The sequence below is a fragment of the Pantoea sp. sgz302252 genome (assembly GCF_042610525.1).
Classification (GTDB): domain Bacteria; phylum Pseudomonadota; class Gammaproteobacteria; order Enterobacterales; family Enterobacteriaceae; genus Erwinia.
This window is the reverse complement of sequence record NZ_JBHDVM010000011.1, coordinates 105,705-120,641: the sequence shown is the minus strand read 5'-3', so window position 1 is coordinate 120,641 and position 14,937 is coordinate 105,705. Positions and strand designations below refer to the sequence as shown.

Here is a 14,937-nt window from a genome sequence, read left to right as displayed (position 1 = left end):
ACGCTTTGCTATCTTCAGCCTGCAATTCCGCACTGAGGTAGAGAGCAATGAAAGGACGTTGGGCAAAATATATGGTTACCGGGGCGCTGATTGCCCTGCTTGCGGGATGTTCCTCCAAACCTACCGATCGCGGCCAGCAGTATAAAGATGGCAAGCTGCAGCAGCCGCTGGGCCTGGTTAATCAGCCCAATGCCAAAGGGCGGCCGGTGAACGGCAAAGATTTTGCCGATCAGGTAGCGGAAATTCAGACGGCTTCACCAGCGATGTTTTCACGCCAGCTAACCACCTATAGCGCACTGAAAAGCTGGCTGATGGCGGGTGGCGACACGCGCCAGCTGCGCCAGTTCGGCCTGGACAGCTATCAGATGGAAGGCACAGACAACTACGGCAACGTGCAGTTTACCGGTTACTACACGCCTGTTATCCACGCCCGCTACACCCGCCAGGGCGAGTTTCAGTATCCTTTATATCGTATGCCGCCGCGCGGCAAGCGTCGTTTGCCGAGCCGTGCGGAAATCTACAGCGGCGGCCTGGACGAGCGCTACGTTATCGGTTACAGCAACTCGCTGATGGATAACTTTATTATGGATGTGCAGGGCAGCGGCTATGTTGATTACGGCGATGGCCGTCCGCTGATGTTTTTCGGCTACGGCGGCAAAAATGGCCATCCTTACCGCAGCATCGGCAAAGTGCTAATCGACCGTGGCGAAGTAAAACGCGAAGATATGTCGATGCAGGCTATTCGTCAGTGGGGCGAAGATCACAGCCCGGCAGAGGTGCGCGAACTGCTGGAGCAAAACCCATCGTTCGTATTCTTTAAACCGGAAGAATTTGCACCGGTACGTGGCGCGAGCGCGGTGCCGCTAATCGCTAAAGCCTCCGTTGCCGCTGACCGTTCGCTAATCCCGCCGGGCACTGTGCTGCTGGCGGAAGTACCTCTGTTGAATAATAAAGGTAAGTTCAACGGCAAATACGAGATGCGCGTAATGGTAGCCCTGGACGTGGGTGGCGCGATTAAAGGCCAGCATTTCGATATTTATCAGGGTATCGGCGAGCAGGCAGGCCATATGGCTGGCTGGTATAATCACTATGGTCGTGTCTGGGTGCTGAAAGCAGCGCCTGGCGCTGGCGTTCCCCTGTTCTCCACGGCACAAAATGGCAACGGCGGTTCCACGCTGGTTAGCCGATAATGCCTGCGGGCCGCAGCGGCGGCCCGCTTTCTGAATTTCGAGGTAAATCATGACGGCACTTTCCGACGCCTGGCAGCAGCGTTTTGGCGGCACGGCGCGTTTATATGGTCAGTCCGCGCTACAGCTTTTTGCCGAGGCGCATATTTGCGTAGTCGGCATCGGCGGTGTTGGCTCCTGGGCGGCTGAGGCGCTGGCGCGTACGGGCATCGGCGCGATTACGCTGATAGATATGGACGATGTCTGCGTCACCAACACCAACAGGCAGATCCACGCGCTGAAAAGCACTGTAGGACAGGCGAAAACCGAGGTCATGGCGGAGCGTATTCTTGCTATCAATCCGGAATGCAAAGTAACCTGCGTGGATGATTTTATCACTGCGGAAAACACGGCTGAGCTGATGAGCGGCGGCTTTACCTATGTGATCGACGCAATCGACAGCGTGCGGCCAAAGGCGGCGCTGCTGGCCTGGTGCCGTCGCAACAAGATCCCCTTAGTGACCACAGGCGGCGCAGGCGGCCAAATCGACCCTACGCAAATTCAGGTCGCGGATCTGGCCAAAACCATTCAGGATCCGCTGGCGGCTAAACTGCGCGAGCGGCTGAAGAGCGATTTCAAAATCGTGAAAAACAGCAAGGGCAAGCTGGGTATTGACTGCGTGTTTTCAACCGAGGCGCTGATGTATCCGCAGCCGGACGGCTCGGTCTGCGCCTCGCGCAGCACGGCGGAAGGGCCAAAGCGAATGGACTGCGCTTCCGGCTTTGGCGCGGCGACTATGGTCACCGCCACATTCGGTTTTGTCGCCGTTTCCCACGTGCTGAAAAAAATGATGGCGAAAGCGGCGCGAGGCTGACTTTTTTATCGGTTTTGCCGCGACGCCTGCGGCAAAGCCTTAGCCTGCTTCGCTCGCTGCTTTAACCACCGCTTCCGCCAGCGCGCTCAGCCCGGCGCTGCGTGAAGCGCTAAGCTGATTACGCAGGCCAAGCTCGTCAAACAACGCCAGCGGATCGGTTTGCAAAATCTCTTCAGGCAGCCTGCCTTCCACGCTGACCAGCAGCACCGCCAGCAGACCCCGCACGATGCGGCCTTCGCTGTCGCCGTAAAAATGCAGACGGCCATCGGCCGCCTGCTGGTGCCCCAGCCAAACGCGGTTTTCGCAGCCGCTCAGCTCAATGCCCGCTGTTTTCAGATCTTCTGCCAGCGCGGGCAGCTGTTTGCCCAGCAAAATCAGCTGGCGATAGCGCTCTTCCCATTGGGTAAACGCGGAAAACTTCTGTTTCAGGCCGTCGGCGGTAATCAAAGAGCCAAACGGATGCGGAGCCAGTAAAATCGTCATAGTTAATCTGCCAAAAGTTCCAGAGCGTTGGTCATGGCGTTGGCCAGCGCTTCAACATCGTTAAGCGTATTATAGGGCGCAAAAGAAGCACGCAAAGTTCCGCTAAGGCCAATTGCCTGTAATAAAGGCTGTGCGCAATGCTGGCCAGCGCGCAGCGCGATACCGCTTTCCGCCAGCAGCGTGACGAGATCGCTGTGGTGCACGCCTGCAATATCAAAGGCCAGCAGGCTGGAGCCGCTGGCGCGCAGGCTGCGAAAACCGGGCAGGGCGGCCAGCCGCTCTTCTGCCAGGTCGGCCAGCCCGCGGCTCCAGCTTTCTGCTGCCGCCATATCTACCGTTTCCAGCCACTCCAGCGCGGCGCTCAGGCCAATCACGCCAGCTACGTTAGGCGTTCCCGCTTCAAATCGCCACGGCACAGACTGCGGCGTGAAGCCCTCAAAGCTGACCGAGGTGAGCATTTTTCCGCCGCCTTGCCAGGGCTGCATCTCTTCCAACAGCGCCGTCTTGCCGTACAGCACGCCAATACCCATCGGGCCATAAAGCTTATGCGCGGAAAAAGCATAAAAATCTATATCCAGCGCCGCGACGTCCGGCGGCGCGTGTGCGATGCCCTGAGCGCCGTCGATGACCACTTTTGCGCCAGCCTGATGCGCCAGTTCGATCGCTTTGCTTAAGTCCGGGCAGCCGCCGGTGACGTTGGACATTTGACCCAGCGCCAGCACGCGCGTCCTTGCATTCAGCAGCGTCTCCAGCACGGCTGTCTCTGGCAGCAGCCCTTTGCCAATCGGCCACTTCACCACTTTTGCGCCGGTTTGTTCGGCTACCATCAGCCAGGGCACCAGGTTTGCGTGGTGTTCGGCTTCGCTAACGACGATTTCATCGCCGGGACGCAGGCGCGGACGAAAATAGCCCTGGGCGACCAGGTTGATCGCTTCCGTCGTGCCTTTAGTCCAGACGATATCGGTGGCAAGCGGGGCGTTCAACAGCCGGGCCGCCTGACTGCGAGCGCTTTCGTAGCGGTCGGTCAACTCACGCGCGGCGGCGAACTGGCTACGGTGTACGGTACCAGCGCTCAGGCTATAAAAAGCCTGCGTGGCCTCAATAACCGCTGCAGGTTTTAGCGTGGTAGCGGCGCTGTCGAGATAGACACCGGCATCGGCCAGCGCGGGAAACTGCTGGCGAAACTGAACGGGGGAAAATGCGCTCATGCTCTCCTCAGGGCAAAGGGTGAATTGATGCTGTTTTCAACGAAGCTGGCTGAATTACCGGTACTTTCCTGGCAATGTCTGAAAAGCGGGTTATTCTGATTTATGCAAGGTTTAAACTATTACCCGCAAATAGACTTCCGTAACAGAAGCAATTTACCCGCTTTTCGTCATGGGGTCGCGCTTTCCGGGTGGTTTATCGCATTACTATCTGCAAGGAGATATAAAGATGAAAAAATTTGCTGCTATTATGGCCGCCTGCGCCATGACGTTTACCCTGGCTGCCTGCTCAAGCAATTATGTTATGCATACCAATGACGGCCGTACTATCGTCGCTGACGGCAAACCTGTTGTGGATGACGATACCGGTATGATCAGCTACAAAGACGCTAACGGCAACAAGCAACAGATCAACCGTTCTGACGTAAAAGAAATGGTTGAGATGGGCCAGTAAGCCGCAGGCAAAAAAAAGCACCGCAATTTGCGGTGCTGTTAAATCTCTATGGACAGACAGGGTAAATCTAAAAGCGGTAGCCAGGCTACCCGATCTGCAAAAGGCAGATCAATTGCAAACACAACATCACGACCACAAGCCAAAAGCCTTCCAAAATCTCGCGCAAGCGCTTAAATTTCAAACTGCTTTTCGTTCCGGCTCAGGAAGTGCGGCAACTATAGGTATTTGCTGGTGCATCCTCAACGGACAATTTATAATGACTCGCATAACAAAAACTAATACGTAAAGCTGCGTCAGCGGCCTTATCTCCGAAGTCATCACTATGTAGTCGGTAATCATGTCGAAACGTCTTCCTCCTTTAAACGCCCTGCGCGTTTTTGATGCCGCCGCACGCCATCTCAGTTTTACCCGGGCAGCAGAAGAGCTTTTTGTCACCCAGGCAGCGGTCAGCCATCAGATTAAATCGCTGGAGGATTTTCTTGGCCTCAAGCTGTTTCGGCGGCGCAACCGTTCCCTGCTGCTCACCGAAGAAGGCCAGAGCTATTATCTCGATATCAAAGAAATCTTCAGCGCGCTGAACGATGCCACCCGCAAGCTCCAGGCGCGCAGCGCTAAAGGCGCGCTGACCGTCAGTTTGCTGCCCAGCTTCGCTATTCAGTGGCTGGTGCCGCGTCTCTCCAGCTTTAACTCAGCTTATCCGGGGATAGATGTGCGTATTCAGGCCGTCGACCGCGAAGAAGAGAAGCTGGCGGACGATGTTGACGTGGCTATTTTCTATGGTCGCGGTAACTGGCCTGGCCTGCGGGTAGAAAAGCTTTATGCCGAATATCTGCTGCCGGTTTGCTCGCCTTTGCTGCTGACCGGCGACAATCCTTTAAAAACCCCGGCCGACCTGGCGCGTTTTACCCTGTTGCATGATGCGTCCCGCCGCGACTGGCAGTCCTATACGCGCCAGCTTGGCGTCAATATCAACGTGCAGCATGGCCCGATTTTCAGCCACAGCGCCATGGTGCTGCAGGCGGCTATTCATGGTCAGGGCGTGGCGCTGGCCAACAACGTGATGGCGCAAACCGAAATTGAAGCGGGCAGGCTGGCCTGTCCTTTTAACGACGTGCTGGTAAGTAAAAACGCTTTTTATCTGGTTTGTCATGACAGCCAGGCAGAACTGGGTAAAATAGCCGCCTTTCGGCAGTGGATCCTGGCGAAAGCGGCCAGCGAGCAGGAAAAATTCCGCTTTCGCTACGAAAGCTGATCCCCATTAACCATGCGTGGCCAGGGCGGCGGCGCGTGCTACCTCAGAGGATGAAAAGAATGTCGAGTCGTGCAATGCTGATTTTTACGGCCATCAGCGGGTTTGTTTTTGTCATGCTGGGCGCGTTCGGCGCTCACGTATTAAGTAAGTCGCTGGGGCCGGGCGAAATGGCCTGGCTGAAAACCGGCCTGGAATACCAGGGTTTTCATACGCTGGCGATCCTGGGACTGGCGGCGGCGATGCTGCGTCGGGCAAACATCTGGTTTTACTGGAGCAGCGCGCTGCTGGCTCTGGGTATCGTACTTTTTAGCGGCAGCCTGTATTGTCTGGCGCTTTCCCACCTCAAGCTGTGGGTTTATGTTACGCCGGTGGGCGGCTTTTGCTTCCTGATCGGCTGGGTTTTAATGTTGATTGGCGCGCTGCGTCTGAAGAAAAGGGCAGAACGCCATGAATAAAGTTTTACTCTATTGCCGCCAGGGTTTTGAAAAAGAGTGCGCGGCGGAAATCACCGCCAAAGCGGCGGCAAAAGAAGTGTTTGGCTTCGCGCGCGTTAAGGAAGACTCCGCCTACGTGCTGTTTGAATGCTATCAGCCGGAAGATGCCGAAAAACTGCTGCGCGAGCTGCCGTTCAGCGAACTGATTTTTGCACGCCAGATGATTGTGGTCGGTGAACTGCTGCGCGATCTGCCGCAGGAGGATCGCGTCACGCCGGTAACCGGCATGCTGACCGGCGTGGTGGAAAAGGGCGGCGAGCTGCGCGTAGAGGTGCCGGATACCAATGAAAGCAAAGAACTGCTGAAATTCTGCCGCAAGTTCACCGTGCCGCTGCGTGCCAGCCTGCGCTCGGCGGGCGTGCTGCTGAACTATGAAAGCGATAAGCGTCCTGTGGTACACGTCTTTTTTATCGCGCCGGGCTACTGCTATGTCGGCTACTCGCTACCGCAAAACAATTCCCGGTTCTTTATGGGCATTCCGCGCCTGAAATTCCCGGCCGATGCGCCAAGCCGTTCAACCCTGAAGCTGGAAGAGGCGTTTCACGTCTTTATCCCTGCCGACGAATGGGACGAACGCCTGGGCAGCGGGATGTATGCGGTGGATTTAGGGGCCTGTCCTGGCGGCTGGACTTACCAGCTGGTGAAGCGCAGCATGATGGTGCACGCTATCGACAATGGCCCAATGGCGCCGAGCCTGATGGATACCGGACAGGTGTTCCACCATCGTGAAGACGGCTTTAAATATCGGCCGACGCGCAGCAATATCTACTGGCTGGTGTGCGATATGGTGGAAAAGCCGGTGCGCGTGGCGAACCTGATGGCCGACTGGCTGGTCAATGGCTGGTGCCGTGAAGCTATTTTCAACCTCAAGCTGCCGATGAAAAAGCGTTATGAAGAGGTATCGCAAAACCTGGCGATGATCGACGAAAAGCTGAAGGCTAACGGCATTAATGCCCAAATTCAGGCACGCCAGCTCTATCACGATCGTGAAGAAGTAACGGTGCACATTCGCCGCATCTGGAGCGCCACACCGGGCCGCCGCGACGAACGTTAATGCGGTAAAACGAAAACGCTGGTTCAACCAGCGTTTCAGATTGCTGACAAACCTGAAGCATTCGTCAGGCCTGGCTTTTTTTACAGCAACACGGCAGCTTGATAGCGGCAGAGGCTGAGCGGATAAGCGGACCGTTTGGCGCATGGACGCGCCAACCGAGCCTCCACGGACGGATTAACGGCGTGTCCGTGTTCCGATCTGCCTCTGCTGCTTTGTCACCGATTTAAACGCCACAAAGAGTTTGTCATCAACCTCACGCTGGCTCAACCAGCGTTTTTTACGGCAGACGCAGCTCTTTAAGATTACCGGCCAGCTGCAGATCGGTTCTTAGCGTCGCCACTTCGCGGCAGATATGCGCCATTTCTCGCTGCTGCTCCAGCTTTTTCCGCCACTTATCTGCCACTTCCGGCAGCCGCTCGTAAATCGCCGTCAGCGAGCCGAAGGTTTGCAGCAGTTCCGCCGCGCTTTTTGCGCCAATGCCCGCCACGCCGGGGATTTTACTGCTGCTAATCCCGGCCAGCCCCCAGTAATCGGTTAGCTGAGCGGGCGCCACGTTGAACTCTTTTTCGATAAAGGGCAGATCCAGCCAGCGCTTCTGGAAATAGTCGCGGATCTGGATATTGGGCGCCAGCAGCTGACAGTAGCCTTTGTCGGTAGAAACGATAGTCGCCTGATGGCCGCTCTCGGCTACTTTCGTTGCCAGCGTGGCGGCAAGATCGTCCGCCTCTTCGCCAGCAGCATGCCAGCAGGCAATGCCCGCAGCGGCAAAAGCGGCCCGAATCTGCGGCATTTCGTTTTTTAGCGTATCCGGCATCGGCGCTCGTCCGGCCTTATAGTCCGGCAGCAGTTGATGACGCCAGCCCTCATGGCGCTCGTCATCATCGAATACCGCTACCGCGTGAGTAGGTTTGCTGTGCAGGATCAGCTGCTGCACAGCATGCATGCAGGTCTCCTGACAGGGCGAATCCTGAACCGCGTGGATGCGGCGGATCAGGTTCAGCGCATCGATAATCAACAGATGGATAGTCATAGTGGACACTGAGCGGCACGGCAGCCGCTCTGTTTAAGGGTTATTTTATGATTTCGTAGCAGGGGATGTAGGCCGTTCCCGGCAGCTTCATACGATGCTGGGCAACAAATCCCTGTAACAAATCGTCCATGCGGCGCATCATCTCTGCATCGCCGTGAATCTTATAAGGGCCTTTTTCTTTAATCGCTTTAATCCCCGGCTCCTTGACGTTGCCCGCCACAATGCCGGAGAAAGCCCGACGCAGCGAGGCTGCCAGCTGCTCGGCAGGCTGATTGGGATAAAGATTGAGGTTGGCCATATTTTCGTGAGTCGGCATAAAAGGCACCTGTAAATCCGGCGCTATGCGTATTGACCAGTTAAAGCTGTAGGCATCGCCCGTTTCGCGCCGATGCTCTTTAACTTTTGGCATAGCGTTTTTCATCAGGCGAGCCACTTCCGCCGCGTCGTCGATAATAATGCTGTAGTGCTGGCGCGCGGCTTCGCCCAGCGTGCTGACGATAAATTCATCCAGCACGCGGAAGTAATCTGCACTCTCTTTTGGCCCGGTCAGGATCAGCGGCAGCACCTGATCCTGGTTATGCGGATTCATCAGAATACCAAGCAGATAAAGCAGCTCTTCTGCCGTGCCGACGCCGCCGGGGAAAATAATAATACCGTGCGCGATGCGTACGAAAGCCTCCAGGCGCTTTTCAATATCCGGCATGATGATCAGCTCGTTGACCAGCGGATTAGGCGGCTCGGCGGCGATAATCGAAGGCTCGGTAAGACCGATAAAGCGGCTCTCTTTATAGCGCTGCTGCGCATGGCCAACGGCGGCGCCTTTCATCGGCGCTTCCATTACGCCCGGCCCGCAGCCGGTACAGATATTTAGCTCGCGCAGGCCCAGCTGAGAACCTACATTGCGACAGTATTGATATTCTACGGCGTTAATAGAATGGCCGCCCCAGCACACTACCGTATTCGGCAGCTCGCCTACGTGCAGCGCTCTGGCATTGCGCAAAATCGAAAACACCAGGTTAGTGATGCGCACCGAATCATCCACATCCTGCTGCTGGAAACCGCTGTCGAACTGGCCGTTAACAAACAGGATATCGCGCAGGACTGCGAACAGGTTTGCCTGCAGTGAGCGGATAATACGGCCATCGACGAAAGCCTCTTCCGGCGGGTTGATCAGCTCCAGCTTGACGCCGCGCTCGCGGCGCAGCACGTTAATATCAAAATTTTCGAAACGCGACAGCAGTTCGTGGCTGCTGTCGGTCTGGCTGCCGGAGTTAAGTACGGCAAGGGAACAGTTGCGGAAGAGTTGGTAAAGGTCGCTGCTGGCCGTACGCTTCAGCATATCGACTTCCAGCTGCGACAGCAGATCCATGGAGCCTAGTGGGCTGATATGTGTGATCAAATTAACTCCTTTACACCCGTCCGGGCGATGGTCGTTCTCCGGGTAAACGCTGGCGGAGGAAAATGTTCCCTGGGCACCCCGTGCCCATCTCAGAGTAGCCTTATTAGCAAACAGCGAGCAATTATATCCTGCGGTTCTGCGTAGCAGCGCGCAAACTATTACTGGCGCACCAGCCGCGAGAGGCCGGGTTTAAACTCACCGTTACTGCGCCACGGATTGATATCAAGGCCGCCGCGGCGCGTGTAGCGAGCGTAAACGCTCAGGCTTTCCGGCTGGCAGAAGCGCAGGATATCGTTGAAGATGCGCTCGACGCACTGTTCGTGAAACTCATTATGGTGCCGGAAAGAGACCAGGTAGCGCAGCAGAGCTTCACGCTGGATCCTCGGGCCGCGATAGCTGATCTGCACCGATCCCCAGTCCGGCTGGTTAGTGATCAGACAGTTGGATTTCAGCAGGTGGCTCACCAGCTGCTCTTCCACTACTTCTGACTGGGTTGCCTGCTGCAGGTAATCCGTAGAAAAAGTGTAGCTGTCAATTTCTATATCCTGCTCGTCAATACAGTAGCCGCTGAAGTGGCCAATCGGCTGGCCTTCGATCTCCTGAAGACGAAACAGCGCTACGCCGACTTTACCCTGGGCACAGGCGCTAAGATCTCGCTCCAGCGTGGCGCGCACCTCGCCCCAGTCGGCGAAGCGGGTTTGGTTAAAGCTGTTAAGATAAAGCTTAAAGCTTTTGGATTCGATCAGGTTCAGACTGCTGGCGTCCAGGCTAACCTCGCCAATTGCCACCTGCGGCAGCCCTTTAGCATTCAGCCAGGAGAGCTCGTAAAGCGTCCAGATATCGGCACCGTGAAAGGGCAAGCTCTCCGGATAAAGCCCCAGCGGCTCGCGATTCATGCTTCTTGGCACGGCCTGCAGTAAAGAAGGCTGGTACTGGTCGTGATATTCTGTGGGTTTTCCCAGCGTCAGGCCGCTCAGCGCCTGATGTGTATCTGAAGACATCGCATTACCTTATAGCCTGCAACCGCAGGCGAAGTGGTCAAACGTCCGCATCCGACCGGAGCCGGGCGAAGTAACTGAAAATATATCGCCTTAGTGTAACTCAGGCATCGGAGAGTGAAAAAAGAATGATTGATGACACCGCCCGCGCCCTCGCTGATTTTACCCAAAACTATTGCGACCGCTGGCTCAGCCAGTGCGGCCATCCTCCGGCCAGCAGCGAACTTTATGGTTTGGCTTCACCCTGCGTGCAGCAAACCGTAGATGAAGAAGTCAGATGGCTGCCGCAGCCTTTTACGCTGGCAAAAAACCTGGAAAACGTTGAGCGGGCTCTGGAGTTACGCATCCAGCCTTCCGTTGTCGCCTGGTATACCACCCAGTTCGCTGGTGATATGCAAACCCTGGTCGACAACCAACCCTGCACGCTATTACAGGTCTGGAGCGAGGATGATTTCGAACGTGTGCAGGAAAATTTGATCGGGCATCTGGTTATGCAGCGTCGCCTGAAACAGTCACCAACGCTTTTTATTGCTACCACTCAATCTGAACTGGATGTTATCTCTGTATGTAATTTGAGCGGGGAAGTGATCCTGGAAAAACTGGGTACAAAAAATCGTAAGGTACTGGCAGCAACGCTGGAGCAATTCCTTGTTTCTTTGCCTGTTATTGATCCACTACGGTAAAACGAGGCTGGCCATGTAAGACATCTCTTACAGGCATTGTAAGAGATCGCATTTAAAACGGCAGCAAATGGTCAGCTTGTCTTTTTAAAAGTAAAGTAAATCATAAAGTTGTTATTCGTCATTTTAAGAAAACCCTGTTTTGGGTCAAAAATCACATTTTAACCTATTGTTTGTTGAGTCCATTAAGGCAAACTTAAGCCTGCCACAACGGAAGGTGACTTAAGGAATGAGTCAGAGGCCGCGTGAAGAGAACCGGATAAGGGCTTCAGGCAAGGCGCAAGATATCTCTGGAATGAGAAGCAAGGACACCTCCAGGACGGAGAACGTAGTACTGCCGGAGGCGCAGTAAGCCAGGATGCTCAGGGACATCGCCAGTGAAGGCGAAAAAGTAAGGAACGCATCAGGACAAAGTTATCAGGGATGAGCAGGGAGCATGAATGTAGCTGGATAGCTGCAAACGAACCGGGAGCACTGTTTTACAGTGCTCCCTTTTTTTCGTCCATACTTATCCCGGCGCCGACGGTAATGCTATGCTTGCGGCCTTTTAAATCTCAACAGGAGAGCGCCCATGAGTCGGGAACTTGAAATCCGTGAACGCCTGGAGGCTATTGAACTGGCCCTGAATGAAGAGGGACTCTGGCAAAGCTGCGCGCCAAACGCCGAAGCTTTTGCAAGCGTGGAGCCTTTTTGCGTTGATACCATGATGCCGGTTCAGTGGCTGCAGTGGGTTTTTCTGCCGCGAATGCATGCGCTGCTGGATGCCAATGCCTCGCTGCCGGTGAAGCTCGCCGTCGCCCCCTATTATGAAGTAGCGCTGGAAGGCGCTATGCCTGGCCGGGCCAGGCTGCTGCATGTATTAAACCAGCTTGACCAATTGTTTGAGCACGATAGCTGATGCTGGAGATCCTTTACCAGGACGAGTGGCTGGTCGCGGTAAACAAGCCTTCAGGCTGGCTGGTACACCGCAGCTGGCTGGATCGCCATGAAAGCGTTTTTGTTATGCAAACCGTGCGCGATCAGATCGGGCAACATGTTTTCACCGTCCACCGGCTGGATCGTCCTACTTCAGGCGTGCTGCTGATGGGGCTATCCAGCGAAGTAGCCAGACAGCTTTCACTACAGTTTGAACAACATCAGCTGCAAAAAACTTACCATGCGGTGGTCAGAGGCTGGCTGGAGGGCGAAGCGACGCTGGATTACGCCTTAACTACAGAGCTGGATAAGATCGCCGATAAATTCAGTTCGCCGGATAAGGAACCGCAACCGGCGGTTACTCACTGGCGTGCACTGGCGAAAGCGGAACTGTCGGTGCCGGTCAGCCGCTATGACACCTCGCGCTATACCTTGATGGAGCTACAGCCGCAAACTGGCCGTAAGCACCAGCTACGGCGACACATGACTCATTTACGCCATCCGATTATCGGCGACAGCGCGCATGGCGATCTGCGGCAAAACCGCAGCGCGGCACAGCATTTCGGTATGAATCGGTTGATGCTGCATGCCAGCGAGCTGCGGCTGACGCATCCGGTAACGGGCGAGCCGTTAGTACTGCGCGCCGGGCTGGATGAGGTCTGGCAGTCGATAATGACGCAGTTTGGCTGGCAGGATGCTCTTCACGGGGTTGAGTTTGCCGCTGCCAGCCTTCAGGATAGCGTTTCAGAATGAAAACAGGAGTAAAGCATGGCGCAGATAGGCATTTTTGTAGGCACGGTTTACGGTAACGCGCTGCTGGTAGCGGAAGAGGCGGAGCCGCTACTGGCCGATGCCGGTCACCAGGTAAAAATTTTTGAGGATCCCACGCTTGAAGAGTGGCAGCGCTATGCCGATGGCGTGGCGCTGGTGATCACTTCAACTACAGCCCAGGGCGATCTACCGGACAGTATCGCGCCGCTGTTTTATGCTATTAAAGACAAACTGGGCTACCAGCCCACGCTGCGTTACGGCGTGATTGCACTGGGCGACAGTAACTATGATGATTTTTGCGGTGCAGGGAAAAAATTCGATGCGCTATTGCAGGAGCATTCCGCAAAGCGTATCGGTGATGTGCTGCTGATTGACGCCAATGAACACCCTGAGCCGGAAGAGCTTTCTTCGCCCTGGGTAGAGAAGTGGCTGAAGCTGCTGGATTAAAAAATGGGCCTTTGCAGAACGCGAAGGCCCAGGCTATCAGGTCACAGGTGCCGGATTAAACACCGCCAGCGCGTTGCGGATCCCCCAACGGTCAGACCAGGTCTGTTTTCTGCCGCTGGCGATATCCAGAATCAGTTCAAACAGCCGCCAGCCGACCTGCTCAATACTCTCTTCGCCCGTAGCGATAGTGCCCGCATTGATGTCCATTAAATCATGCCATCTGTCCGCCAGTGCGGTGCGCGTCGCCATCTTGATTACCGGAATGGCTGCCAGCCCGTAAGGCGTACCGCGTCCGGTGGTAAAAACCTGCAAAGTGATGCCCGAAGCCATCTGCTGTGTGCCGCAGACAAAGTCGCTGGCTGGCGTTGCGGCGTAGATCAGCCCGCGTTGCGTCGGGCGTTGGCCTGGCGAAAGCACCTCGACAATGGCGCTGCGGCCCGATTTAGCGATAGAGCCCAGCGCCTTTTCGACCACGTTTGCCAGGCCGCCTTTTTTGTTGCCTGGCGAAGGGTTAGCGCTACGGTCGGTTTTACCCATATCCAGGTAATGATCGTACCAGGCCATCTCTTCCAGCAGCCGCTGGCCGACTTCCTTATTAACCACACGCGGCGTCAGCAGATGCACCGCATCGCGCACTTCGGTGACTTCTGAAAACATCACCGTCGCGCCGCAGCGCACCAGCAGATCGGAGGCGAAACCCACTGCCGGATTGGCGGTAACGCCGGAAAACGCATCGCTGCCGCCGCATTGCATGCCGACAATCAGTTCCGCCGCGGGCACCGTTTCGCGCTGGCGCTGATTAAGGCGCTGTAAATGCCGTTCGGCGACCTGCAAAATGTCCTGCACCATAGATTCAAAACCGACATGTTTTTCATCCTGCAAACGCACCACGTCTTCATCGCCCAGCGAAATAGCCTGGATATCCGGCGTACCTTCCAGCAGGCGTTCAGGCTGGAGCTTTTCACAGCCAAGGCTGACGATCATCACCTCGCCGCCGAAATTGGCGTTCAGCGCCAGGTTATGAATAGTGCGGATTGGCACTACGGCGGCAGGCGCGTTTATAGCTACGCCGCAGCCGTAAAGATGATTCAGCGCCACGACGCCATCCACATTAGGGTATTTCGGCAGCAGTTCGCGCTCGATAATCTGCACGACATAATCAACTACGCCCGCTACACAGTGAACGCTGGTGGTGATACCCAGCAGGTTGCGTGTGCCCACGCTGCCGTCGGCATTACGATAGCCTTCGAAGGTGTAGCCTTCCAGCGGCGGCAACGGCGGCGGCACGTTATTCGCCAGCGGCAGACTTTCCAGCGCCGGGGCTTCTGGCAGCACCACTAACGATTCATCGATCCAGCCGCCGCGCGCAATATCACGTACGGCATAGCCAATAATCTCGCCGTAGCGAATAATATTGCCGCCTTGCGCAATATCTTCTAAGGCCACTTTATGGCCTTGAGGAATATGCTCTTTTAATGTCAATCCGCATGAAAAAGTAGTGCCAGCCGTTAATCCATTATTATTAACGACGATAGCGACGTTATCATTTTCATGCACCTTTATATAAAGGGGTAAATCGTTTCTGGAAATGTTCATTGCTCGACAAGTCCTGAGATAAATGAATCGGCGTTTTCATTATTTTAAAGGTGGGAGTAAGGAATTAATCGGGTGAAATTATTCTGCTGCTGGACAGTATAAGGAGCCAGCAGGGCGAA

Annotated in this window: 16 protein-coding genes; 10 read left to right on the top strand and 6 right to left on the bottom strand. The window is 55.5% G+C overall.

What is annotated here, in order from left to right; genetic code table 11:
* Window positions 1-47 precede the first annotated feature (47 nt).
* Complete coding sequence (gene mltA, locus ACETPC_RS18640) at window positions 48-1,190, top strand: murein transglycosylase A (protein ID WP_380183954.1); 1,143 nt, start codon at window positions 48-50, stop codon at window positions 1,188-1,190.
* A gap of 49 nt (window positions 1,191-1,239) precedes the next feature.
* Window positions 1,240-2,040 (top strand): tRNA cyclic N6-threonylcarbamoyladenosine(37) synthase TcdA, encoded by an 801-nt coding sequence (tcdA, locus tag ACETPC_RS18635; RefSeq protein WP_380183952.1) that lies wholly within the window; start codon window positions 1,240-1,242, stop codon window positions 2,038-2,040.
* 39 nt (window positions 2,041-2,079) lie between these two features.
* On the opposite strand, the gene csdE is transcribed toward tcdA, so the two are convergent.
* Both csdE and csdA read right to left on the bottom strand, forming a co-directional pair.
* On the bottom strand, window positions 2,080-2,523 hold the full coding sequence (csdE, locus tag ACETPC_RS18630; RefSeq protein WP_380183950.1) for a cysteine desulfurase sulfur acceptor subunit CsdE: 444 nt from the start codon (window positions 2,521-2,523) through the stop codon (window positions 2,080-2,082).
* A gap of 2 nt (window positions 2,524-2,525) precedes the next feature.
* Entirely contained in the window at window positions 2,526-3,731 is a 1,206-nt protein-coding gene (csdA, locus tag ACETPC_RS18625; RefSeq protein WP_380183948.1) for a cysteine desulfurase CsdA, read from the bottom strand.
* Between the two features lie 226 nt (window positions 3,732-3,957).
* On the opposite strand from csdA, the gene ACETPC_RS18620 reads away from it, so the two are divergent.
* The 4 genes from ACETPC_RS18620 (at window position 3,958) to rlmM (ending at window position 6,982) form a co-directional block, all read left to right on the top strand.
* Entirely contained in the window at window positions 3,958-4,182 is a 225-nt protein-coding gene (locus tag ACETPC_RS18620) for a YgdI/YgdR family lipoprotein (protein WP_336141972.1), read from the top strand.
* Between the two features lie 337 nt (window positions 4,183-4,519).
* Window positions 4,520-5,434: a transcriptional regulator GcvA gene (locus ACETPC_RS18615; protein ID WP_380183946.1), complete on the top strand. Its 915-nt coding sequence runs from the start codon at window positions 4,520-4,522 to the stop codon at window positions 5,432-5,434.
* Window positions 5,435-5,493: 59 nt separating this feature from the next.
* The gene (locus ACETPC_RS18610; RefSeq protein ID WP_380183944.1) at window positions 5,494-5,889 is read left to right on the top strand and encodes a DUF423 domain-containing protein; all 396 of its coding nucleotides are present in this window, start codon (window positions 5,494-5,496) and stop codon (window positions 5,887-5,889) included.
* On the top strand, window positions 5,882-6,982 hold the full coding sequence (gene rlmM, locus ACETPC_RS18605; RefSeq protein ID WP_380183943.1) for a 23S rRNA (cytidine(2498)-2'-O)-methyltransferase RlmM: 1,101 nt from the start codon (window positions 5,882-5,884) through the stop codon (window positions 6,980-6,982). Before ACETPC_RS18610 ends, rlmM begins: the two co-directional genes overlap by 8 nt.
* Before the next feature lie 277 nt (window positions 6,983-7,259).
* On the opposite strand, the gene xni is transcribed toward rlmM, so the two are convergent.
* The 3 genes from xni to queF all read right to left on the bottom strand — a co-directional run bounded on the left by xni (window position 7,260) and on the right by queF (window position 10,412).
* Window positions 7,260-8,012 (bottom strand): flap endonuclease Xni, encoded by a 753-nt coding sequence (gene xni, locus ACETPC_RS18600; protein WP_380184004.1) that lies wholly within the window; start codon window positions 8,010-8,012, stop codon window positions 7,260-7,262.
* Between the two features lie 40 nt (window positions 8,013-8,052).
* Window positions 8,053-9,411 (bottom strand): nucleotide 5'-monophosphate nucleosidase PpnN, encoded by a 1,359-nt coding sequence (ppnN, locus tag ACETPC_RS18595; RefSeq protein WP_380183942.1) that lies wholly within the window; start codon window positions 9,409-9,411, stop codon window positions 8,053-8,055.
* Between the two features lie 158 nt (window positions 9,412-9,569).
* Window positions 9,570-10,412 carry an NADPH-dependent 7-cyano-7-deazaguanine reductase QueF gene (gene queF, locus ACETPC_RS18590; RefSeq protein ID WP_380183941.1) on the bottom strand — a complete coding sequence of 281 codons (843 nt, stop codon included), beginning with the start codon at window positions 10,410-10,412 and terminating at the stop codon, window positions 9,570-9,572.
* Window positions 10,413-10,537: 125 nt separating this feature from the next.
* Here queF and syd point away from each other — a divergent pair, with 125 nt between their 5' ends.
* The 4 genes from syd to ACETPC_RS18570 all read left to right on the top strand — a co-directional run bounded on the left by syd (window position 10,538) and on the right by ACETPC_RS18570 (window position 13,222).
* Complete coding sequence (syd, locus tag ACETPC_RS18585; protein WP_380183940.1) at window positions 10,538-11,092, top strand: SecY-interacting protein; 555 nt, start codon at window positions 10,538-10,540, stop codon at window positions 11,090-11,092.
* 568 nt (window positions 11,093-11,660) lie between these two features.
* Window positions 11,661-11,987 (top strand): YqcC family protein, encoded by a 327-nt coding sequence (locus ACETPC_RS18580; protein WP_380183938.1) that lies wholly within the window; start codon window positions 11,661-11,663, stop codon window positions 11,985-11,987.
* The gene (truC, locus tag ACETPC_RS18575) at window positions 11,987-12,757 is read left to right on the top strand and encodes a tRNA pseudouridine(65) synthase TruC (protein ID WP_380183936.1); all 771 of its coding nucleotides are present in this window, start codon (window positions 11,987-11,989) and stop codon (window positions 12,755-12,757) included. The genes ACETPC_RS18580 and truC overlap by 1 nt, the downstream gene beginning before the upstream one ends.
* A gap of 15 nt (window positions 12,758-12,772) precedes the next feature.
* Window positions 12,773-13,222, top strand: coding sequence for a flavodoxin (locus tag ACETPC_RS18570; RefSeq protein WP_380183934.1), 450 nt, complete (start codon window positions 12,773-12,775; stop codon window positions 13,220-13,222).
* Between the two features lie 36 nt (window positions 13,223-13,258).
* Here ACETPC_RS18570 and garD read toward each other — a convergent pair whose 3' ends face one another.
* Window positions 13,259-14,818 (bottom strand): galactarate dehydratase, encoded by a 1,560-nt coding sequence (gene garD, locus ACETPC_RS18565; RefSeq protein WP_380183932.1) that lies wholly within the window; start codon window positions 14,816-14,818, stop codon window positions 13,259-13,261.
* Window positions 14,819-14,937 lie beyond the last annotated feature (119 nt).

Bases quoted from the DNA above. Each gene is read 5' to 3' on its own strand.
- garD (WP_380183932.1), bottom strand. From the start codon at position 14,818: ATGAACATTTCCAGAAACGATTTACCCCTTTATATAAAGGTGCATGAA.
- ACETPC_RS18615 (WP_380183946.1), top strand. From the start codon at position 4,520: ATGTCGAAACGTCTTCCTCCTTTAAACGCCCTGCGCGTTTTTGATGCC.
- tcdA (WP_380183952.1), top strand. From the start codon at position 1,240: ATGACGGCACTTTCCGACGCCTGGCAGCAGCGTTTTGGCGGCACGGCG.
- xni (WP_380184004.1), bottom strand. From the start codon at position 8,012: ATGACTATCCATCTGTTGATTATCGATGCGCTGAACCTGATCCGCCGC.
- ACETPC_RS18570 (WP_380183934.1), top strand. From the start codon at position 12,773: ATGGCGCAGATAGGCATTTTTGTAGGCACGGTTTACGGTAACGCGCTG.
- truC (WP_380183936.1), top strand. From the start codon at position 11,987: ATGCTGGAGATCCTTTACCAGGACGAGTGGCTGGTCGCGGTAAACAAG.
- syd (WP_380183940.1), top strand. From the start codon at position 10,538: ATGATTGATGACACCGCCCGCGCCCTCGCTGATTTTACCCAAAACTAT.
- queF (WP_380183941.1), bottom strand. From the start codon at position 10,412: ATGTCTTCAGATACACATCAGGCGCTGAGCGGCCTGACGCTGGGAAAA.
- rlmM (WP_380183943.1), top strand. From the start codon at position 5,882: ATGAATAAAGTTTTACTCTATTGCCGCCAGGGTTTTGAAAAAGAGTGC.
- ACETPC_RS18580 (WP_380183938.1), top strand. From the start codon at position 11,661: ATGAGTCGGGAACTTGAAATCCGTGAACGCCTGGAGGCTATTGAACTG.
- csdA (WP_380183948.1), bottom strand. From the start codon at position 3,731: ATGAGCGCATTTTCCCCCGTTCAGTTTCGCCAGCAGTTTCCCGCGCTG.
- mltA (WP_380183954.1), top strand. From the start codon at position 48: ATGAAAGGACGTTGGGCAAAATATATGGTTACCGGGGCGCTGATTGCC.
- csdE (WP_380183950.1), bottom strand. From the start codon at position 2,523: ATGACGATTTTACTGGCTCCGCATCCGTTTGGCTCTTTGATTACCGCC.
- ACETPC_RS18610 (WP_380183944.1), top strand. From the start codon at position 5,494: ATGTCGAGTCGTGCAATGCTGATTTTTACGGCCATCAGCGGGTTTGTT.
- ACETPC_RS18620 (WP_336141972.1), top strand. From the start codon at position 3,958: ATGAAAAAATTTGCTGCTATTATGGCCGCCTGCGCCATGACGTTTACC.